The sequence below is a fragment of the Pseudomonas sp. LLC-1 genome (assembly GCF_002992185.1).
Taxonomy (GTDB): domain Bacteria; phylum Pseudomonadota; class Gammaproteobacteria; order Pseudomonadales; family Pseudomonadaceae; genus Aquipseudomonas; species Aquipseudomonas monteilii.
Genome location: NZ_LUVY01000011.1, coordinates 86,959 through 106,648 on the forward strand (window position 1 = coordinate 86,959; position 19,690 = coordinate 106,648).

The window sequence follows — 19,690 nt, forward strand, 5'->3', positions numbered from 1 at the left end:
GCATTCTTCGCTTACTGCCTAGCAGGCCATCATGTCATCGAGCTCGTTCCGTCAGTCACTGCGTCGCCTGTGGGGCCAAGACAAGTTCAGCTACAGCATCCGGGTCACCATCGCCCTCACCGGCAGCCTGGCCCTGTGCTGGTACCAGAACGAGATGGCCCTGCTGATCCCCCTGTTCCTCGGCATCATCGCCAGTGCCCTGGCCGAAACCGACGACAGCTGGCAGGGCCGTCTCAGCGCCCTTGCCGTTACCCTCGTGTGTTTTGCCATCGCCGCGTTGGCGGTGGAGCTACTGTTCCCCTACCCCTGGGTTTTCGTTGTTGCCTTGGCCTTGGCCGCATTCGGCCTGACCATGCTCGGTGCCTTGGGCGAACGCTACGGTGCCATTGCTTCGGCGACCTTGATCACAGCGGTTTACACCATGATCGGCGTGGACCAGCGCGGTGGCCAGGTGACGGACTTCTGGCACGAGCCTTTGCTGCTGGTGACGGGGGCGGCCTGGTACGGGCTGCTGTCGGTGCTGTGGCAGGCACTGTTCTCCAACCAGCCGGTGCAGCAAAGCCTGGCCAAGCTGTTCTTCGAGCTGGGCAGCTACCTCAAGCTCAAGGCCAGCCTGTTCGAGCCGGTACGCACCCTCGACGTCGAGGCCCGGCGCCTTGAGCTGGCGCAGCAAAACGGCAAGGTGGTGGCGGCGCTCAACGCAGCCAAGGAAATCATCCTGCACCGGGTCGGCAACAGCCAGCCGAACTCCAAGGTCAGCCGCTATCTCAAGCTGTATTTCCTGGCCCAGGACATCCACGAGCGGGTCAGCGCCTCGCATTACCCCTATAACGCCCTGACCGACGCGTTCTTCCACAGTGATGTGATGTTTCGCTGCCAGCGCCTGCTGCGCAAGCAGGGTTCGTCCTGCCAGGAACTGGCGCGCTCGATTCGCCTGCGCCAGCCGTTCGTGCTGGCCAGCGGTTATCCCGAAGCCCTCGAAGACCTCAACGCTTCGCTAGAACACCTGCGCATCCAGAGCAACCCGGCCTGGCGTGGCCTGTTGCGTTCGCTGCGGGCACTGGCCGCCAACCTGGCAACACTGGACCGCCTGCTCAGCGCCGCCAGCAACCCGGACAGCCTGGCCGACGCCAGCGACAGCAGCCTGCTCGACCGCTCCCCACGCTCGCTTAAAGACGTGTGGACACGCCTGCGCACCCAGCTGACGCCGACCTCGCTGTTGTTCCGTCATGCCCTGCGCCTGCCGCTGGCGCTGTCGGTCGGCTACGGCATGGTGCACCTGATCCACCCCACCCAAGGCTACTGGATCATCCTGACCACGTTGTTCGTGTGCCAGCCCAACTACGGCGCAACCCGGCGCAAGCTGGTACAGCGCATCTTCGGCACCGCCGTCGGCCTGACAGTGGGCTGGGCGTTGTTCGACCTGTTCCCCAACCCGGTCATCCAGTCGCTGTTCGCCGTGGTCGCCGGGGTGGTGTTCTTCGTCAACCGCACCACCCGCTACACCCTGGCCACGGCGGCGATCACCCTGATGGTACTGTTCTGCTTCAACCAGATCGGCGATGGCTATGGGCTGTTCCTGCCGCGCCTGTTCGATACCCTGGTGGGCAGCCTGATCGCCATCCTGGCGGTGTTCCTGTTCCTGCCTGACTGGCAAGGGCGGCGGCTGAACAAGGCACTGGCCAATACCCTCGCGTGCGCCAGCGTATACCTGCGCCAGATCATGCAGCAGTATGCCCACGGCAAGCGCGACGACCTGGCCTACCGCCTGGCCCGGCGCAATGCCCACAACGCCGACGCGGCGCTGTCCACCACCTTGGCCAACATGCTGATGGAGCCTGGGCATTTCCGTAAGGAAGCGGATGTGGGCTTCCGTTTCCTGGTACTGTCACACACCCTGCTCAGCTACCTCTCCGGGCTGGGTGCACACCGCGACACGGCGTTGCCGGCGGAGGTCCAGGAGCAGCTGATCGAAGGCGCCGGGCAAAGCCTGGCCAGCAGCCTGGACGAAATAGCCAATGGGCTGGCGGCGCGGTTGCCGGTGGCAATTCACAGTGATGAAGAAGAGGCGCTGGCCAATGCCCTGGAGCTGATGCCGGAAGAGCTGGATGAGCATCAGCGGCTGGTGCAGACGCAGTTGGCGCTGATTTGCCGCCAGCTGGGGCCGTTGCGGACCTTGGCGGCGCATCTAATCAAGGAAGGTGCGCCTGCCTGAGAGCAGGCGCAACCTTCAGAAACCATGCTGGCGCAGCAACCGCGCGTAACTGCCATCCGCCTTCATCGCCGCAATCGCCTGCTCGAACCCCTCGACAATCCGCGCATGCCCCGGGTGCTTCAGGCTAACCAGAATATGCAGGGTGTTCTCCCCCAACGGCGGCTCCACCAGCATCACCCCATCGCGCACGTCCTGCGGCTCACGCTGCAAGTTGTAACGCGCCACATACTCGTCCTCCACCGCCAGGTTCACCCGCCCGGCCGCCAGCATGCGCACCGCCGACGAAAAGTTGCGCACCGGCACCTTGTTCAACCGGGTATCGCCGTCGAATTCAGGTGAGTAGGCGTAATCACGCACCACAGCAATACTGTAGGGGTACAAGTCCGACTGGTGCTGATAGCGGAATGGCTCGCCCGTGCGTTGCAGCAGGCGAATACGGTTAGTCAGGTAAGCGCTGGAGAACTGCCCGATACGGGCACGCGAGTCGTTCTGCCAGGCATTGATCAGCACGTCGTAACGCCCTTCACTCACCCCCAGCAACGCCCGGGCCCAAGGCGCTTCTTCGAACGTAGTGGCATAGCCCGCGCGGGCCAGCGCCGTGGTGACAATGCTGGTAGCCAAGCCCCCGCCCGGCATGCTGGTATCAGTGAACGGCGGCCAGCTGTCGGCCACCAGGCGCAGCTTGTCGTGAGCCGCGACGGGTGTTGCCAGCATCATTGCCAGTAATCCCAGAACACAAAGCAGTGGCCGCATGCTCACGTCCTTTCGCAATGGGGGGCACACACTGTCGATGAGATTACACAAAGCCGTCGCCGAGGGCAGCGGCCAATAGTGTCATTTAGCCTCTATTTTGGCCGAAGGGCATAGCCCATGCGATGATCGACGGCTCACTCAAGGAGTTCGCGCCTATGTCCATCGACTGGCTCTGCAAGCACCACACCGACCTCGGCAAGGACCAGCTCTACGCCATTCTGCAGTTGCGCACGGAAGTATTCGTGGTAGAGCAGCGCTGCGCCTACCAGGAAGTGGACGGCCAGGACCTGACGGGCGATACCCTGCACCTGATGGCCTGGCAGGATGACAAGCTGGTCGCCTACCTGCGCCTGCTCGATCCGCAGTCACAGGGCGGGGATGTGGTGATCGGGCGAGTGGTGACTTCGCCGTCAGCGCGCGGGCTGAAGCTGGGGCATCCGTTGCTGCTCAAGGGGCTGGAGGCGGCTGAGCATTGCTGGCCAGGCGTACCGGTTTACCTGTCGGCGCAAGCGCATTTGCAAGGGTTCTATGCCCGCCACGGGTTTGCGGTGGTGGGAGAGGAATACCTTGAGGACGATATTCCGCATATCGGGATGCGCAAAGGTTGAGATTGCCGGGGCCAGTCTGAGGCCCCGGAACTTCACGGGTAGCCCAGGACTTCGCGGATCTGCCGCAGGTGCTGGATGATCCACTGCTTGTCGATCGCCCCCCAGTCATGAATGCGGTAATGCCCGGCATGGTTGCGTGCGCCTTCCTGCTGCTCGAACTCGCAGACGATGTCCAGGTCGGCCAGGGCGGCGATGGTGTCCTGGGCCGTGCGCCGTGGCATCCCGGTGGCCTCCATCAACGCGGGTACGCTGGTCGCGGTCTGGCTGTCGATCAGCCAGGCCACGTACAAACGGCGGTAGAAGCTGCTCTTGGTCTTGCTCACTTCCATGCTGCGTGGTCCTTAAACGTTGCCCGGCAGCTCCCGATAAGTCAGGTAGACGCGCAGGTCGAATTCCAGTTGGTGGTAGTCCGGCTCCATGTGCTGGCAGAGCTGGTAGAACGCCTTGTTGTGATCGCGCTCGCGCAGGTGCGCCAGTTCGTGCACCACGATCATGCGCAAGAACTGTGGCGCGGCCTCCTTGAACAACGAGGCAATGCGGATTTCCTTTTTCGCCTTGAGCTTGCCGCCCTGCACCCGCGACACCGCCGTATTCAGGCCCAAGGCCCGATGGGTCAGGTCGAGGCGGTTGTCGAACAATACCTTGTCCAGGCCCGGCGCGGTGCGCAGGTACTGCTGGCGCAGGTCCTGGGCATAGCCGTACAGCGCCTTGTCGCTTTGCACGTCATGGCGGTCGGGGTAGCGTCGCTGCAGGTACTCGCCCAGGCGGCCGCTGTCGATCATCTGCCGCACCTGCGCTTGCAGGTGCGGGGGGTAGGCTTGCAAGTAACGTAATACGGTCATGGCGCTGCATTCGGCGTAACGAATGCCGATTCTAGCCAATCATGGCCCTGGCCACGAGAAAATTGCCGGAAAGCCGCTGGCGTCCGCTGCGATCATTGGGTAAGCCACCAGGAAGCCCTGCACATATTCACAGCCATTGGCCTTGAGCCAGGCCGCCTGAGCCGGGGTCTCCACCCCTTCGGCAATCACCGTGATGCGGTAGTCGGCACACAGGCCAATCACACTGCGGACCAAGGCCGCATCCACCGCCGAGTCGGGCAGGCGTGCCACCAGGTGGCGGTCAAGCTTGAGGGTGTCGATTGGCAGGTCGCGCAGCATGCGCAATGAACAGTCACCCGCACCAAAGTCATCCAGCGCCACCCTCACCCCCAACTCGCGGAGGCGGTGTATCTGCTTCACGGCCGCATCGATGTTGTACATCAACGAGGTTTCCGCCACTTCCACCTCCAGCTGCGCCGGGTCCAGTTGGTAAAGCTGGATGACCCGCTGCAACTCTTCAACCAGGCCGGGCATGACGAACTGCGCACGGCTCAAACTGATGCCGAGTACCAGGTCTGCGGGGAAGCGTTCGTACCAGGCCTGGCGCTGAGCGGCCCCCTGCCGATAAATCCAGCTGGCCAGGCGGTTGATCAGCCGCGCTTCCTCCAGCAACGGAATGAACAGCCCCGGCGGCACGTCGCCGACGCTGGGGTGCTGCCAGCGCAACAATGCTTCGAAACCACGCAGACGGCCATCGATGAACGACACCTGCGGCTGATAGACCAAGGTGAAGTCCTGCTGCTCGATGGCGGTGCGCACGCTGTCTTCAAGCATCAGGCGCGAACGTGCCCGGCCGTTGAGTTCCTGGTCATAGAAGCGGTACTGCTGGCGCCCGGCCTGCTTCGCGGCGTACATCGCCGCATCGGCTGCACGCAACAGGCCTTCCACATTGGCGCCGCAGTCCGGGTAGGTGGCGATGCCGATGCTGACCCCAAGGCTCACATCGAGCCCTTCGATCTGGTGACTGATCGAAATACGCTCAAGCAATTTCTCGGCATATCGCCCTGCCTGCTCGGGGTAAGGCAGGCTATCAAACAGCGCGGTAAATTCATCACCGCCCATCCGCGCCAGCAACGCCTCGCTACCCAGGCAGTCCTTGAGTTGCTCGCCTACCCAGCGCAGCACGCGGTCACCGGTTTCGTGGCCCAGCGAGTCGTTGATGCGCTTGAAGCCATCCAGGTCCATGTACATCAGCGCCTGCGCCTTGTCCGAGCGCTCGTTACGCAGCAGCGCACCTTCGGCGGCCTGGTAGAAACCCCGCCGGTTGAGCAACCCGGTGAGCGGGTCGGTAACAGCCTGGTACTCCAGCTGCTGGTGCAGGTTGCGCACCACCGACATGTCCAGCACCGTCACCACCATGGCCTGCTGATCGGCCGGCAGCGGTGCACAGGACAGCGCCACCGGCACCAGCTCGCCCCCCAAAGTGCGCAACTGGGCATCGTGTACGCGGAAAATGCGCCGCCCCAGGTAGGCCTGGTAGAAGTCGGACTCACCCCACAGGCTGGCATTGGCCAGTTGCACCAGGTCAAGCAGGTGAGCGCCCTGCAATTGCTGCACCGGTGCCGCCAGCAAGCGCGAAATGGCCGGGTTGGCAAAACTGATGACACCTTGGGCATCTACCACCAGGATGCCCTCGGCAGCATTCTCCAGGATCGATGCGTTGAATGCCCGCGCGGCCTCCAGCTCTCGGCTCAGACGTTGCAGCATGCGCCGGTTGCGCTGCTGTTCGAGCAAGGCCTGAACCTTGGGCTTGAGGATTTGCGGGTCGAACGGCTTGAACATGTAATCGACGGCGCCGCTGGCGTAGCCTTTGAGCACGGCGGCTTCGGATTGTTCGTTGGCGGTGAGGAAGATAATCGGGGTCAGCCGGGTGCGTTGGCTGCCACGCATTAGCCGGGCGACTTCGAAACCGTCCATTTCCGGCATTTGCACATCCAGCAGGACCAAGTCGACATCGTGTTCGAGCAACGCACTCAAGGCTTCCATCCCTGAGCTTGCCGTCAACACTTGCCAATCCTGCCGGGCCAGCAAGGCCCGCATGCTGATGAGGTTCTCGGGGTAGTCGTCTACCACCAGAAGAACCGAGCTGCCATCCAGTGGCTGTGGTTGAGCTTGAGCGCCATCCATGCTGCTTCTCTGTTATGTGACCGACTTCAAAATACGGTTGGATCCATTAATACTCTAGACCCGAGGCCGTAACGCGCAATGCAATCAGAACGCTATCAGTGGCTCAACTGTACGGTAGCCGACTAACGGTCAGTCTGCCGGGATTATGTGCAGGTTCTGTCGCCCATAAAAAAACCCGCATCGCTGCGGGTTTTTCATGCTGCCGGTCGATCAGTTGACCTTGGCGGCCAGCTCACCTTTCAGGTAGCGCTGGTACATGCCTTCCAGGGAGATCGGCTTGATCTTGGAGGCATTGCCGGCGGTGCCGAAGGCTTCGTAACGGGCGATGCACACGTCGCGCATGGCCTTGACGGTTTCACCGAAGAACTTGCGTGGGTCGAACTCGCTCGGGTTGGTCGCCATCAGGCGGCGCATGGCACCGGTAGAGGCCAGACGCAGGTCGGTGTCGATGTTGACCTTACGTACGCCGTACTTGATGCCTTCGACAATCTCTTCAACCGGTACACCGTAGGTTTCCTTGATGTCGCCGCCGTACTGGTTGATGATCGCCAGCCACTCTTGCGGTACCGAGGAAGAACCGTGCATCACCAGGTGGGTGTTGGGGATGCGCTTGTGGATTTCCTTGATGCGGTCGATGGCCAGCACGTCACCGGTAGGTGGCTTGGTGAACTTGTAGGCACCGTGGCTGGTACCGATGGCGATCGCCAGGGCGTCGACCTGGGTCTTCTTGACGAAGTCGGCAGCCTCTTCCGGGTCGGTCAGCATCTGGCTGTGGTCCAGCACGCCTTCGGCGCCGATGCCGTCTTCTTCACCGGCCATGCCGGTTTCCAGGGAACCCAGGCAGCCCAGCTCGCCTTCTACCGAAACGCCACAGGCGTGTGCCATGGCAACGGTCTGCTGGGTAACGCGGACGTTGTACTCGTAGTCGGTCGGGGTCTTGCCGTCTTCACCCAGCGAGCCGTCCATCATCACCGAGCTGAAGCCCAGCTGGATCGAGCGCTGGCAGACGTCAGGGCTGGTGCCGTGGTCCTGGTGCATGCACACCGGGATGTGCGGGAATTCTTCGATGGCCGCCAGAATCAGGTGGCGCAGGAACGGGGCGCCAGCGTATTTGCGGGCACCGGCCGAAGCCTGGACGATCACCGGGGAGTCGGTCTTGTCGGCCGCTTCCATGATGGCGCGCATCTGCTCGAGGTTGTTGACGTTGAAAGCTGGTACGCCGTAACCGAACTCGGCGGCGTGGTCCAGCATCTGGCGCATGCTAATGAGTGCCATTGTGTATCTCTCTCCCGACAAGCGTCGTTTGTTTCGTGCAAGCCTGCCGCAGGGGCGGTTGCTGTTCAAGTAGTGTGGGCCACCGTCGCGGCCCGGCCAGTCACGGTGCCTTGCAGCCCCGCCCAATCAGATCGTTGGTTGCCACCCAGTACACCAGGCCTTCTTCGCCCTTGGTGTGGAAGGCCAGCATGCCATCGCTGTACAGCGCACCCGAGGCACCCGGCTCGGACTTGAGCCGGTAGACCTGGTCGCCGCCACCAAGGCGCACGTCGACCTGGTCGCGTTGTGCATCGGCGAAGCGCCACAGCACTTCGGCCTGGGTGTCGCAGACCCAACGGGTCCAGTTGTCTGCCGGGGCGGGTTGCGCCGGCTGCAGCAGTGAGCATCCTGCCAGTGTCGCCAGGGCCGTCACGGCCAAAAGCGCTTTCATTACATATCCTCTAGATGACCACACAGCGGTCGCTTGGTTGCCTGAGCCGACGAAACGCCGGGGTCAAGGGCAACCCGGCGCCTTGCGCTGGTGGTCTTCGTCGTACTTTTCCAGGCCTTCCGGGCCCACGCGCTTGCTGATGACCGGCACGGTTTCGGCCTGCCATTCGGACTGATAGCAGCCGCCCTTGGGCGAATGCGCCGGATCGGCATCAGAAGCCGGGCTGCCAGAGCAGGCGCTCAGCAGGCCGGCCAGCATCATCACAGGCAATTGCTTGACCATCAGGCCACTCCCTTTGCCAAGCGCCGACGTCATCAGGCCTTGGCCCGCTCTTCCAGGATTGCCACGGCGGGCAGGACCTTGCCCTCGACGAACTCGAGGAAGGCACCACCACCGGTAGAAATGTAGGAGATTTGCTCGCTGACGCCATATTTGTCGATGGCTGCCAGGGTGTCACCGCCACCGGCGATGGAGAATGCAGCGCTGTCGGCGATGGCCTTGGCCAGTACCTGGGTGCCGTTGCCGAACTGGTCGAACTCGAACACGCCGACCGGGCCGTTCCACAGGATGGTCTTCGACGACTTCAGCAGCTCGGCGAAGTTGGCCGCGGTTTGCGGGCCGATGTCCAGGATCATGTCATCGGCTGCCACGTCGGCAATGGCCTTGACGGTAGCTTCGGCCGTTTCGGCGAATTCCTTGGCAACCACCACGTCTACTGGCAGTGGCACGCTGACCTTGGCGGCGATGGCCTTGGCGGTGTCGACCAGGTCAGGCTCGTACAGCGACTTGCCCACCGGGTGGCCAGCAGCGGCCAGGAAGGTGTTGGCGATGCCGCCGCCGACGATCAGCTGGTCGCACACGGCGCTCAGGCTGTTCAGCACGTCCAGCTTGGTGGACACCTTGGAACCGGCAACGATGGCCGCCATCGGCTTGGCAGGCGCCTTCAGGGCTTTGCCCAGAGCGTCCAGCTCGGCAGCCAGCAGCGGGCCGGCAGCAGCGACCTTGGCGAACTTGGCAACACCATGGGTCGAACCTTCAGCACGGTGAGCAGTGCCGAATGCGTCCATAACGAACACGTCGCACAGGGCAGCGTACTTCTGCGCCAGTTCGTCAGCGTTCTTTTTCTCGCCCTTGTTGAAGCGCACGTTCTCGAACAGCACCAGGTCACCGGCCTTGACCTCGACACCGTCCAGGTAGTCGGCAACCAGCGGCACGTCGCGGCCCAGGGCCTTGCTCAGGTAGTCGGCAACCGGCTTGAGGCTGTTCTCGGCAGAGAATTCGCCTTCGGTCGGGCGGCCCAGGTGCGAGCAGACCATTACCGCTGCGCCTTTCTCCAGGGCCAGCTTGATGGTCGGCAGCGCTGCCAGGATACGCGCATCGCTGGCTACCACACCGTCCTTCACAGGCACGTTGAGGTCTTCGCGGATCAGTACGCGCTTACCTTGCAGGTCGAGGTCGGTCATCTTCAACACGGTCATGAATGCAGTCCTTCAGGGCTGTTTGTTGCGGGTTGGGTGAACGACGTGCAGAAAGTGTTCGGCAACGTCGAGCATTCGGTTGGCAAAACCCCATTCGTTGTCGAACCAGGCCAGCAGGTTCACCAGGCGGGGGCCGGAAACACGGGTCTGGCTGGCATCGACGATGGCCGAATGCGGGTCATGGTTGAAATCACAGCTGGCGTGCGGCAGCTCGGTGTAGGCCAGCAAGCCTTTGAGCGGGCCTTCCAGTGCGGCCTCGCGCAATACCCGGTTGACCTCGGCCGCGCTGGTGTCGCGGGCGGTCTGCAGGGTGATGTCCAGGCACGAGACGTTGACGGTGGGCACGCGTACCGCTTTGGCCTGGATTCGCCCGGCAAGTTCCGGCAGCAGGCGCTCGATGCCACGCGCCAGACCAGTGGACACCGGGATCACCGACTGGAAGGCCGAACGCGTGCGGCGCAGGTCTTCGTGGTGGTAGGCGTCGATCACCGGCTGGTCGTTCATCGCCGAGTGAATGGTGGTGATCTGCACGTATTCGATGCCAAACGCCTGGTCCAGCACACGCAACAGCGGCACACCGCAGTTGGTGGTACACGAGGCGTTGGACACCAGGCGCTCGCTGCCGGTCAGGCAGGCCTGGTTGATGCCGTAGACCACCGTGGCGTCAACGTCGGCTTCGCTGGCCATGGGCTGCGAGAACAGTACCCGGGGCGCACCGGCGTCGAGGAAACGCTGGCCATCGGCGCGGGTGTTGTAGGCGCCGGAGCATTCCAGCACCAGGTCGATGCCGAGCGCTGCCCAGTCGATGCCTTCAGGGGTAGCACTGCGCATGACTTTCACGCAGTCGCCATTGATATGCAGACAATCGCCATCGACCTTCACCTCACCGGGGAAACGCCCGTGGGTGGAGTCGAAGCGAGTCAGGTATTCCAGGCTGGCCTGATCGGCCAGGTCGTTCAGCGCGACGATCTCGAAACCGGCCTTCGCCCCCCGCTCGAACAACGCGCGCAGGACACAGCGGCCGATACGGCCATAACCGTTGAGTGCAACTTTGTAGGGACGCAGGTGGGGCATAGGTAGCTCTTGAACTCCGGCAGTTGAACGGGGCCGCTACGCGGCCCATTCGCGGCACAAGGCCGCTCCCACAGAGGACTGCATGAGCAATACCCTGTGGGAGCGGCCTTGTGCCGCGAACGAGGGCCAAAGGCCCTCGCCTTCCTTGTATCAGTCTTCCAGCAGCTCTTCGGCAGTACCCAGGATGTTTTCCAGGGTGAAGCCGAATTCTTCGAACAGTGCCGAAGCCGGCGCCGACTCACCGTAGGTGGTCATGCCGATGATACGGCCTTCCAGGCCGACGTACTTGTACCAGAAGTCGGCGTGGGCCGCTTCGATGGCGATACGCGCCCCCACTTCCAGCGGCAGTACCGACTGCTTGTAGGCAGCGTCCTGGGCGTCGAACACGCTGGTGCACGGCATGGAAACCACGCGCACCTTGCGGCCTTGCTCGGTCAGCTTGTCGAACGCCTGAACGGCCAGGCCCACTTCGGAACCGGTGGCGATCAGGATCAGCTCCGGCTCGCCAGCGCAGTCCTTGAGCACGTAGCCACCACGGCTGATGTCAGCGATCTGCTGGGCGTCGCGTGCCTGGTGCTGCAGGTTCTGGCGCGAGAAGATCAGCGCCGAAGGGCCGTCCTTGCGCTCCAGGGCGTTTTTCCAGGACACGGCGGATTCCACCGCATCGGCCGGGCGCCAGGTGTCCAGGTTCGGCGTGCTGCGCAGGCTGGTCAGTTGCTCGATTGGCTGGTGAGTCGGGCCGTCTTCACCCAGGCCGATGGAGTCGTGGGTGTAGACGTGGATCACACGCTGCTTCATCAGTGCCGACATGCGCACGGCGTTGCGGGCGTATTCCATGAACATCAGGAAGGTCGCGCCGTAAGGCACCAGGCCACCGTGCAGGGCAACGCCGTTCATGATGGCGGTCATGCCGAACTCGCGCACGCCGTAGAACACGTAGTTGCCGCTGGCGTCATTGGCTTCGACGCCTTTGCAGCCCTTCCACAGGGTCAGGTTGGAGCCTGCCAGGTCAGCCGAACCACCCAGGAACTCGGGCAGCAGTGGGCCAAAGGCGTTCAGGGCGTTCTGGCTGGCCTTGCGGCTGGCAATGGTTTCGCCCTTGGCGGCCACTTCGTTGATGTAGGCCTGGGCCTTCTCGCTGAAGTCAGCCGGCAGCTCGCCGCTGTCACGGCGCTTGAATTCGGCAGCCAGTTCCGGGAAGGCCTTGGCGTAGGCGTCGAAACGCTGGTTCCAGTCGGCTTCGGCCTTGGCACCGGCGGCCTTGGCATCCCACTCGGCATAGATGTCGGCCGGGATTTCGAACGGGCCGTGGTTCCAGTTCAGTTCCTTGCGGGCCAGGGCGATTTCGTCGTTGCCCAGCGGAGCACCGTGGCAATCTTCCTTGCCCTGCTTGTTCGGCGAACCGAAACCGATGATGGTCTTGCAGCAGATCAGGGTCGGGCGGTCGCTCTTGCGCGCCGTCTCGATGGCCATCTTGATTTCTTCGGCATCGTGGCCGTCGACGTTGCGAATCACCTGCCAGTTGTACGCTTCGAAGCGCGCCGGGGTGTTGTCGGTGAACCAGCCGTGCACTTCACCGTCGATGGAGATGCCGTTGTCGTCGTAGAAGGCGATCAGCTTGTTCAGGCCCAGGGTGCCGGCCAGCGAGGCGACTTCGTGGGAAATACCTTCCATCATGCAGCCATCGCCCAGGAACACGTAGGTGTTGTGGTCGACGATGGTGTGGCCTTCACGGTTGAACTGGGCAGCCAGTACTTTTTCGGCCAGGGCGAAGCCCACGGCGTTGGCGATACCCTGGCCCAGTGGGCCGGTGGTGGTCTCGACGCCTGGGGTGTAGCCGTATTCCGGGTGGCCCGGGGTGCGGCTGTGCAGCTGGCGGAAGCCTTTGATGTCATCGATGGTGACGTCGTAGCCGGTCAGGTGCAGCAGCGAGTAGATCAGCATCGAGCCGTGGCCGTTGGACAGCACGAAGCGGTCACGGTCGGCGAAGCTCGGGTTGCTCGGGTTGTGCTTCAGATAGTCGCGCCAAAGCACTTCGGCGATATCCGCCATGCCCATAGGGGCACCTGGGTGGCCGCTGTTGGCCTTTTGCACGGCATCCATGCTGAGGGCACGAATGGCGTTGGCACGTTCACGACGGCTGGGCATCGCTGATCTCCTGGGGGGCTTGAATAGGTGGTGTCACGAAAAAAGGCGGCCATTTTCGCCCACTGGGGGGGCTTGGGGCAATGACGTATGGTCGCAGTCGGGGGATTTTCCTGTGATTGGCCTTCAATTCGGGGCAAAACCGGGATAACCGCCCCGCCCATCACTCAATATCAAAACTTTTTGATATTGGCCTTGCTAGGGCATTGATGCCTGTCTAGACTGCCGCCCCATGAACCTCCGTGCGCAATCGATCCCCGAGCAACGCGAAGCATTGGCCGCCCTGTGCAAGGCCAGTGGCGACGCGCTGCGCCTGAACGTATTGCGCGCCCTGGCCAACGACTCGTTCGGTGTGCTGGAACTGGCGCAGATCTTCGACATCGGCCAGTCGGGCATGAGCCACCACCTGAAGGTGCTGGCCCAGGCCGAGCTGGTGGCAACCCGTCGCGAAGGCAACGCCATCTTCTACCGCCGCGCCCTGCCCGACGGCCTGCGCCTCGGTGGCCGGCTGCACGCGGCGTTGCTTGAAGAAGTGGATGACATGGCCCTGCCGCCTGACGTGCAAGCGCGGATCGCCCAGGTGCAACAACGCCGCGCGGCCACCAGCCAGGACTTCTTCCTGCGTGTGGAAGAGAAGTTCCGCGCCCAGCAAGACCTGATCGCCGGCCTGCCGCAATACCGCGAAAGCCTGCTGACACTGCTCGACAAGCTCAATTTCGACCCGGCCGCCAGCGCCTTGGAGGTTGGCCCCGGCGACGGCGGCTTCCTGCCAGACCTGGCCCGGCGCTTTGCCCAGGTCTCCGCGCTGGACAACAGCCCGACCATGCTGGAGCTGGCGCGCCAGGTGTGCCAGCGCGAAGGGCTTCACAACGTCAACCTGCAGTTGGCCGATGCACTGGGTGCAACGGATGTGGCCGCCGACTGCGTTGTGCTGAACATGGTGCTGCACCATTTCAGCGACCCGGCCCTGGCCTTGCGCCAGCTGGCCAAACGGGTAAAGGCAGGCGGCAGCCTGCTGGTCACCGAACTGTGCAGCCATGACCAGGGGTGGGCGCGCGAAGCCTGCGGCGACCTGTGGCTTGGCTTCGAACAGGACGACCTGGCCCGCTGGGCCAACGCTGCCGGGCTGGCCCACGGGGACAGCCTGTACGTAGGCTTGCGTAACGGTTTCCAGATCCAGGTCCGCCATTTCCAGCGGACGGCTGGCGACATACACCATCGGTAAATTTCAGGAACCTTCGAGATGAGCGAATACTCCCTTTTCACCTCTGAGTCCGTGTCCGAAGGGCATCCGGACAAGATCGCCGACCAGATTTCGGACGCAGTCCTCGATGCCATCATCGCCCAGGACAAATACGCCCGCGTAGCCTGCGAAACCCTTGTCAAGACCGGTGTTGCCATCATCGCCGGCGAAGTCACCACTTCGGCCTGGGTCGACCTGGAAGACCTGGTGCGTAAAGTCATCATCGACATCGGCTACAACAGCTCCGACGTCGGCTTCGACGGCGCCACCTGCGCCGTGATGAACATCATCGGCAAGCAGTCGGTGGACATCGCCCAGGGCGTGGACCGCTCCAAGCCTGAAGACCAGGGCGCCGGTGACCAAGGCCTGATGTTCGGCTACGCCAGCAATGAAACCGAAGTGCTGATGCCGGCACCGATCTGCTTCTCGCACCGTCTGGTCGAGCGCCAGGCCGAAGCACGCAAATCCGGCCTGCTGCCATGGCTGCGCCCGGACGCCAAGTCGCAGGTCACCTGCCGCTACGAAAACGGCAAGGTCGTCGGTATCGACGCCGTGGTGCTGTCGACCCAGCACAACCCTGAGGTTTCGCAGAAAGACCTGCAAGAAGCCGTGATGGAGCTGATCGTCAAGCACACCCTGCCTGCCGAGCTGCTGCACAAGGGCACCCAGTACCACATCAACCCGACCGGCAACTTCATCATCGGTGGCCCGGTGGGTGACTGCGGCCTGACCGGCCGCAAGATCATCGTCGACTCCTACGGCGGCATGGCCCGCCACGGTGGTGGCGCATTCTCCGGCAAGGACCCGTCCAAGGTCGACCGTTCCGCTGCCTACGCTGGCCGCTACGTTGCCAAGAACATCGTTGCCGCCGGCCTGGCCGAGCGTTGCGAGATCCAGGTGTCGTACGCCATTGGCGTGGCCCAGCCGACCTCCATCTCGATCAACACCTTCGGCACCGGCAAGGTTTCCGACGACAAGATCATCCAGCTGGTGCGCGAGTGCTTCGACCTGCGTCCGTACGCCATCACCACCATGCTCGACCTGCTGCACCCGATGTACCAGGAAACCGCTGCCTACGGCCACTTCGGTCGCACCCCGCAGCAGAAGACTGTCGGCGACGACACCTTCACCACCTTCACCTGGGAGCGCACCGACCGCGCCCAGTCGCTGCGTGACGCTGCCGGCCTGTAAGTTTCCTACAGTGCCTGGCGAAAGCCCCTGCCGAGCGATCGGCAGGGGCTTTTTTGTGACATATCGGCTGACAATCGCGCTGCGGCAAGCACCAGTGAACCCGCCTAGGCTGGGGGCTCCTACACGCCACGCAAGGATGCTGGCCATGCGTTACCCTCTGTTGCTTACCCTGCTGCTGTTGCTGCAAGCCCCACTGGCCCGGGCCGAGCAGTGCCCCGACTGGTCTGCACAACACGTCGACGCCGAAGTAGCGCAACTGCGGGCCACACTCGCCCGCTGGGACGATCACTACCACCGACAAGGCGTTGCGCTGGTGGCCGACGCGCTTTACGACCAGAGCCGCCAACGCCTGGAGCATTTGCAGCAATGCTTTGGCCTGGCCACCGCTTCATCCCCCCTGGCCAGCGCGCGAGGCCCAATCCCTCACGCGGTACCGCACACCGGCATCGACAAGCTGGCCGACCGCCAGGCCGTCGCACGTTGGCTGGTCGGCAAAACAGGTGTATGGGTGCAGCCCAAGATCGACGGTGTTGCCGTCTCGCTCACCTATCGGCAAGGCCAGCTGGTGCAGTTGGTCAGTCGCGGAGACGGCGTGCAGGGGCACGACTGGAGCCGGCACATTCCCCAGCTGGGCACCCTCACCCGGCAGTTGCCTCAGGCAATCGACCTGCAACTGCAGGGTGAGCTGTATCTGCGCCTGGACCAGCATGTGCAAGCCCGGGCAGGCAGCGCCAACGCCCGCGGCACCGTGGCCGGGCTGCTCGCACGCAAACAGCTGACAACTGAACAAGGCGCCGGCATCGGCCTGTTCGTCTGGGACTGGCCGCACGGCCCCAGCCAGCAGGCTGAGCGCCTCAAGCAACTGGCGCAACTGGGCTTTCCGGAAAGCCTGCGCTACAGCATCGCCATCGGCACTACGGACGAAGCAGCCCATTGGCGCGACCACTGGTACCGCTCTGCCCTGCCCTTCGCAACCGATGGCGTGGTGCTGCGCCAGGGCGGTCGGCCGCCCGCAGCGCGCTGGCAGGCCAAGGCGCCTTACTGGATCGCGGCCTGGAAGTACCCCTACGCGCAGGCCTTGGCCGAAGTGCGTGACGTACGCTTCCGGGTCGGTCGCACCGGCAAGGTCACGCCAGTTTTGCAATTGCTGCCAGTCACCCTGGACGACCGACGCATTACCCAGGTGAGCCTGGGCTCGCTGGCGCGCTGGCACAGCCTCGACATCCGCCCCGGTGACCAGGTGGCCATCAGCCTGGCCGGGTTGACCATTCCGCGCCTGGAGCAGGTGGTGCATCGCGCAGTCGAACGCCAGGCGGTCAGCGCGCCGGCGCCCGACCGTTACCACGCCCACAGTTGCTGGCAGGCCAGCGAGGGCTGCGAGGAGCAGTTCATTGCCCGCCTGACGTGGCTCAGCGGCAAGCACGGGCTGGCCTTGCCACGCACCGGGCCTGGCACCTGGCGCCGGCTGGTGGACGCCGGGCTAGTGACATCGATGGCTGACTGGTTGTACCTGGATGCCGAGCGCCTGGGCCAGGTGGCAGGCATCAGTGATGCGACATCTGCGCAGTTGGCGAGCAGCTTCGATGCGGCCCGCTCACGGCCTTTTGCCCAATGGCTGCGCGGGCTGGGCACACCCCTACCGTCGAGCCTGCAGCTGGCAGGCGACTGGCCAGGGCTGGAAAAGCGCAGCAGCCGTGAATGGCAAGCCTTGGCCGGGATTGGCGAAAAGCGTGGGCAGCAACTGGCGGCGTTTTTTGCTGCCGATGAGGTCAAAGCCCTTGTCGCAGAGCTGGCCCTGGCAGGGATCAACGGGTTCCAGAACGGCAGCGAACCCATCGAGCAATGATTTTTTACCAATTTACTTGTAGGGAAACCCTGAGATCGCACCAGAAAAGACCGACAAGGGTTTCTAAATGGGCAAAACCAAGGCAGGATTTCCACCAACTTTTGCTGCCCCGCCCCGTCCAGGAGGCTTTTCATGAAACGTATTTCGACCCTTTTGCTGCTTGCGACACTTGGCCTGGCCGCAGGCACCGCACAGGCTGCCCAGCCGGATGCCGGCCTGACCGGCTGCGCCGCCAAGCGCAGTGCCATCGAAAACCAGCTGAAGATTGCCCGTGACCATGGCAACAGCGACCAGGTTGCCGGATTGGAAGAAGCCCTGCGCGGAGTGGACAACTGCACCGACGCCAGCCTGCGCAAGGAACGTGAGCAGAAGGTGCTCGACGCCCGCCATGAAGTGGCGCAGCGGGAAAAAGACTTGAAGAAGGCCGAGAAGAAAGGCGACGCCGAGAAGATCAACAAGCGTAAAGACAAGCTGGCCGAGTCGCGTAAAGAATTGCAGGAAGCCGTGGACGACCTGGATCGCTGATAAGACGAACATAGCTTGATCAGGCACCGCTTAACCCTGTGGGAGCGGGCTTGCCCGCGAAGAATGCGACGCGGTGTATGGCACCGGCTTCGCCGGTGTTCGCGGGCAAGCCCGCTCCCACAGGGTTCCTGCCAGATCAGACAGTTATGCGCTGGTATGTAAAAGCGATGCAGTGTTCAGTGATTGCGGAATTCGGTATGACAGGCCTTGCACGCCGCTTCGACCTTGTCCATCGGCGCCTTCAACTGCGCGGCATCCAGCGGTTGGCTGCGGGTTACGCCGACCAGTTCGCCGGTAACGCCCTCCAGCTGCCGGGCCAGGTCATGAAAACGCGCCTGGCGCTCCCATACTTCGGCGCGGGCGGCGCTGTCGCCGCCATCGCGCACCTGTGGAAAGTGCTGCCAGGGCTGATGTGCAAGGCTGTCCAGCTTCAGCGCACCGTCGGCAAACTTGATCCCGTCGAACGGCAACCGGCCACGCAGCATGCCACCCAGGTCTTCGCTGGTCTTGAGCATGTCCTTGAAAATCACTTTGCGCTGGCCCAGTGGCGAGTTCGGGTCAACCCCGTCACACCCCCCCAGGGCCAGTGCTGCCAGCAGAACAACGGTCAATCGCTTCAACATCACGGTCACTTCGGCCTACGCAAATGGGCGGCCAGTATCGCTGCCAACAGGCCAAAGACCAATAGCCACATAAAATACAGGGGCGAATATTCATGTTCGCCCATGACAGGAATGCACTCATGAACTCTGCCCTGCGCCACCTGGCCTGGACACTCCCTGTACTGGCGTTGCTGGCCGGCTGCAATGGCGGCGAGAACGCCAAGCCCGAGCCACACGCCATCGCCACCTATGCCCCGGCCACCTGGAAAGACCTGCCGGCGGTCAGCGATGAAGACCTGTTGGCCGGTTTCTACGCCTGGCGCAGCGGCTGCGAGAAGCTCAAGCGCGACCCCGTGTGGGCTGCCACCTGTGAAGCGGCCGGGAGCGCCACGGCAAGCGCCGCGCAAGTGCGCACCTTTCTGGAGCAGAACCTGGAGGTGTACGGCCTGCGCTCTGCAGAGAACAACGCCAACGGCCTGATCACCGGCTACTACGAGCCGGTCTACCCCGGCAGCCTGAAGCAGTCGTCGACCAACCATGTGGCGGTTTATGGCATTCCTGAAGACATGATCGTGGTCGACCTGGCCAGCGTGTACCCCGAGCTGAAGGGCAAACGCCTGCGCGGTCGCCTCGATGGCCGGGTACTCAAGCCTTACGACACTGCCGAGGTGATCAACCGTGACGGCGTCAAGGCGCCAGTGCTGGCCTGGCTGACCGACCCGATGGACCTGCAGTTCCTGCAGATCCAGGGCTCTGGCCGCGTCCAGCTGGAGGACGGCCGGCAACTACGCCTGGGCTATGCCGACCAGAACGGCCACCCTTACCGGCCAATCGGGCGCTGGCTGGTGGAACAGGGCCAGCTGAAAAAAGAAGAGGTGAGCATGGGCGCCATTCATGCGTGGGCCCAGGCCAACCCGCAGCGCGTGCCGGAACTGCTGGCCAGCAACCCCAGCTACGTGTTCTTCAGCACCCGCCCGGACAGCAACGAAGGCCCGCGCGGGTCGCTGAATGTGCCACTGACTGCCGGCTACAGCGTGGCCATCGACCGCAAGGTGATACCGCTGGGCAGCCTGTTGTGGCTGTCGACGACGCGCCCGGACGGCTCGCCAGTGGTGCGCCCGGTGGGCGCACAGGACACGGGCGGGGCGATTGCGGGTGAAGTGCGTGCCGACCTGTTCTGGGGCACCGGGCCGCAAGCCGGTGAGCTGGCCGGGAACATGAAGCAGCAAGGGCAGATCTGGATGCTGTGGCCTAAGGGGCAACCACTGCCTGAGGTGCCCAAGGTTCCCTGACGAGA

18 protein-coding genes are annotated in these 19,690 nt (G+C 63.4%); 7 read left to right on the plus strand and 11 right to left on the minus strand.

Translation table 11 applies throughout. The features are described from left to right. The first annotated feature begins 31 nt into the window (after nt 1-31). Nucleotides 32-2,215, plus strand: coding sequence for a YccS family putative transporter (gene yccS / locus A0O30_RS09885; RefSeq protein ID WP_105946354.1), 2,184 nt, complete (start codon nt 32-34; stop codon nt 2,213-2,215). Nucleotides 2,216-2,230: 15 nt separating this feature from the next. On the opposite strand, the gene A0O30_RS09890 is transcribed toward yccS, so the two are convergent. Next, nucleotides 2,231-2,968, minus strand: coding sequence for an ABC transporter substrate-binding protein (locus A0O30_RS09890; RefSeq protein ID WP_105946355.1), 738 nt, complete (start codon nt 2,966-2,968; stop codon nt 2,231-2,233). 155 nt (nt 2,969-3,123) lie between these two features. On the opposite strand from A0O30_RS09890, the gene A0O30_RS09895 reads away from it, so the two are divergent. Continuing rightward, nucleotides 3,124-3,576 (plus strand): GNAT family N-acetyltransferase, encoded by a 453-nt coding sequence (locus A0O30_RS09895; protein WP_105946356.1) that lies wholly within the window; start codon nt 3,124-3,126, stop codon nt 3,574-3,576. A 32-nt stretch (nt 3,577-3,608) separates the two neighbouring features. Here the strand turns inward: A0O30_RS09895 and A0O30_RS09900 are convergent, their stop codons facing one another. From A0O30_RS09900 to tkt, 9 genes are all read right to left on the minus strand, one after another. Then, on the minus strand, nt 3,609-3,905 hold the full coding sequence (locus tag A0O30_RS09900; protein ID WP_016395304.1) for a helix-turn-helix domain-containing protein: 297 nt from the start codon (nt 3,903-3,905) through the stop codon (nt 3,609-3,611). Between the two features lie 12 nt (nt 3,906-3,917). Next, entirely contained in the window at nt 3,918-4,418 is a 501-nt protein-coding gene (locus A0O30_RS09905) for a M48 family metallopeptidase (RefSeq protein WP_060500996.1), read from the minus strand. 39 nt (nt 4,419-4,457) lie between these two features. Beyond that, nucleotides 4,458-6,584, minus strand: coding sequence for a bifunctional diguanylate cyclase/phosphodiesterase (locus tag A0O30_RS09910; protein WP_105946357.1), 2,127 nt, complete (start codon nt 6,582-6,584; stop codon nt 4,458-4,460). A gap of 210 nt (nt 6,585-6,794) precedes the next feature. After that, nucleotides 6,795-7,859 (minus strand): class II fructose-bisphosphate aldolase, encoded by a 1,065-nt coding sequence (gene fba / locus A0O30_RS09915; protein ID WP_012274520.1) that lies wholly within the window; start codon nt 7,857-7,859, stop codon nt 6,795-6,797. A gap of 100 nt (nt 7,860-7,959) precedes the next feature. Continuing rightward, on the minus strand, nt 7,960-8,289 hold the full coding sequence (locus tag A0O30_RS09920) for an MliC family protein (protein ID WP_012274521.1): 330 nt from the start codon (nt 8,287-8,289) through the stop codon (nt 7,960-7,962). Between the two features lie 63 nt (nt 8,290-8,352). Further along, nucleotides 8,353-8,604: a hypothetical protein gene (locus A0O30_RS09925; protein ID WP_019097664.1), complete on the minus strand. Its 252-nt coding sequence runs from the start codon at nt 8,602-8,604 to the stop codon at nt 8,353-8,355. Continuing rightward, the gene (locus A0O30_RS09930) at nt 8,604-9,767 is read right to left on the minus strand and encodes a phosphoglycerate kinase (RefSeq protein ID WP_105946358.1); all 1,164 of its coding nucleotides are present in this window, start codon (nt 9,765-9,767) and stop codon (nt 8,604-8,606) included. The genes A0O30_RS09925 and A0O30_RS09930 overlap by 1 nt, the downstream gene beginning before the upstream one ends. 12 nt (nt 9,768-9,779) lie before the next feature. Further along, nucleotides 9,780-10,841, minus strand: a complete 1,062-nt coding sequence (epd, locus tag A0O30_RS09935) for an erythrose-4-phosphate dehydrogenase (RefSeq protein ID WP_012274524.1) — start codon at nt 10,839-10,841, stop codon at nt 9,780-9,782. 150 nt (nt 10,842-10,991) lie between these two features. Next, the gene (gene tkt, locus A0O30_RS09940; RefSeq protein WP_105946359.1) at nt 10,992-12,989 is read right to left on the minus strand and encodes a transketolase; all 1,998 of its coding nucleotides are present in this window, start codon (nt 12,987-12,989) and stop codon (nt 10,992-10,994) included. 229 nt (nt 12,990-13,218) lie between these two features. On the opposite strand from tkt, the gene A0O30_RS09945 reads away from it, so the two are divergent. The 4 genes from A0O30_RS09945 (at nt 13,219) to A0O30_RS09960 (ending at nt 17,791) form a co-directional block, all read left to right on the plus strand. After that, nucleotides 13,219-14,211: a metalloregulator ArsR/SmtB family transcription factor gene (locus tag A0O30_RS09945; protein WP_105946360.1), complete on the plus strand. Its 993-nt coding sequence runs from the start codon at nt 13,219-13,221 to the stop codon at nt 14,209-14,211. A gap of 18 nt (nt 14,212-14,229) precedes the next feature. Then, nucleotides 14,230-15,420, plus strand: a complete 1,191-nt coding sequence (gene metK / locus A0O30_RS09950; RefSeq protein ID WP_003249375.1) for a methionine adenosyltransferase — start codon at nt 14,230-14,232, stop codon at nt 15,418-15,420. 145 nt (nt 15,421-15,565) lie between these two features. After that, the gene (ligB, locus tag A0O30_RS09955; RefSeq protein WP_105946361.1) at nt 15,566-17,266 is read left to right on the plus strand and encodes an NAD-dependent DNA ligase LigB; all 1,701 of its coding nucleotides are present in this window, start codon (nt 15,566-15,568) and stop codon (nt 17,264-17,266) included. Between the two features lie 132 nt (nt 17,267-17,398). Next, entirely contained in the window at nt 17,399-17,791 is a 393-nt protein-coding gene (locus A0O30_RS09960) for a DUF1090 domain-containing protein (RefSeq protein WP_016712391.1), read from the plus strand. Nucleotides 17,792-17,967: 176 nt separating this feature from the next. Here the strand turns inward: A0O30_RS09960 and A0O30_RS09970 are convergent, their stop codons facing one another. Then, the gene (locus tag A0O30_RS09970; protein WP_105946363.1) at nt 17,968-18,414 is read right to left on the minus strand and encodes a cytochrome c; all 447 of its coding nucleotides are present in this window, start codon (nt 18,412-18,414) and stop codon (nt 17,968-17,970) included. 119 nt (nt 18,415-18,533) lie between these two features. On the opposite strand from A0O30_RS09970, the gene A0O30_RS09975 reads away from it, so the two are divergent. Further along, on the plus strand, nt 18,534-19,685 hold the full coding sequence (locus tag A0O30_RS09975) for a murein transglycosylase A (RefSeq protein WP_105946364.1): 1,152 nt from the start codon (nt 18,534-18,536) through the stop codon (nt 19,683-19,685). Nucleotides 19,686-19,690 lie beyond the last annotated feature (5 nt).

What these genes read in the sequence shown, in the direction of transcription:
- A0O30_RS09975 (WP_105946364.1), top strand. Translation starts at nt 18,534, where the DNA reads ATGAACTCTGCCCTGCGCCACCTGGCCTGGACACTCCCTGTACTGGCG.
- A0O30_RS09895 (WP_105946356.1), top strand. Translation starts at nt 3,124, where the DNA reads ATGTCCATCGACTGGCTCTGCAAGCACCACACCGACCTCGGCAAGGAC.
- A0O30_RS09905 (WP_060500996.1), bottom strand. Translation starts at nt 4,418, where the DNA reads ATGACCGTATTACGTTACTTGCAAGCCTACCCCCCGCACCTGCAAGCG.
- A0O30_RS09930 (WP_105946358.1), bottom strand. Translation starts at nt 9,767, where the DNA reads ATGACCGTGTTGAAGATGACCGACCTCGACCTGCAAGGTAAGCGCGTA.
- A0O30_RS09925 (WP_019097664.1), bottom strand. Translation starts at nt 8,604, where the DNA reads ATGACGTCGGCGCTTGGCAAAGGGAGTGGCCTGATGGTCAAGCAATTG.
- metK (WP_003249375.1), top strand. Translation starts at nt 14,230, where the DNA reads ATGAGCGAATACTCCCTTTTCACCTCTGAGTCCGTGTCCGAAGGGCAT.
- A0O30_RS09920 (WP_012274521.1), bottom strand. Translation starts at nt 8,289, where the DNA reads ATGAAAGCGCTTTTGGCCGTGACGGCCCTGGCGACACTGGCAGGATGC.
- A0O30_RS09900 (WP_016395304.1), bottom strand. Translation starts at nt 3,905, where the DNA reads ATGGAAGTGAGCAAGACCAAGAGCAGCTTCTACCGCCGTTTGTACGTG.
- A0O30_RS09910 (WP_105946357.1), bottom strand. Translation starts at nt 6,584, where the DNA reads ATGGATGGCGCTCAAGCTCAACCACAGCCACTGGATGGCAGCTCGGTT.
- epd (WP_012274524.1), bottom strand. Translation starts at nt 10,841, where the DNA reads ATGCCCCACCTGCGTCCCTACAAAGTTGCACTCAACGGTTATGGCCGT.
- A0O30_RS09890 (WP_105946355.1), bottom strand. Translation starts at nt 2,968, where the DNA reads ATGCGGCCACTGCTTTGTGTTCTGGGATTACTGGCAATGATGCTGGCA.
- yccS (WP_105946354.1), top strand. Translation starts at nt 32, where the DNA reads ATGTCATCGAGCTCGTTCCGTCAGTCACTGCGTCGCCTGTGGGGCCAA.
- A0O30_RS09970 (WP_105946363.1), bottom strand. Translation starts at nt 18,414, where the DNA reads ATGTTGAAGCGATTGACCGTTGTTCTGCTGGCAGCACTGGCCCTGGGG.
- ligB (WP_105946361.1), top strand. Translation starts at nt 15,566, where the DNA reads ATGCGTTACCCTCTGTTGCTTACCCTGCTGCTGTTGCTGCAAGCCCCA.
- tkt (WP_105946359.1), bottom strand. Translation starts at nt 12,989, where the DNA reads ATGCCCAGCCGTCGTGAACGTGCCAACGCCATTCGTGCCCTCAGCATG.
- A0O30_RS09960 (WP_016712391.1), top strand. Translation starts at nt 17,399, where the DNA reads ATGAAACGTATTTCGACCCTTTTGCTGCTTGCGACACTTGGCCTGGCC.
- fba (WP_012274520.1), bottom strand. Translation starts at nt 7,859, where the DNA reads ATGGCACTCATTAGCATGCGCCAGATGCTGGACCACGCCGCCGAGTTC.
- A0O30_RS09945 (WP_105946360.1), top strand. Translation starts at nt 13,219, where the DNA reads ATGAACCTCCGTGCGCAATCGATCCCCGAGCAACGCGAAGCATTGGCC.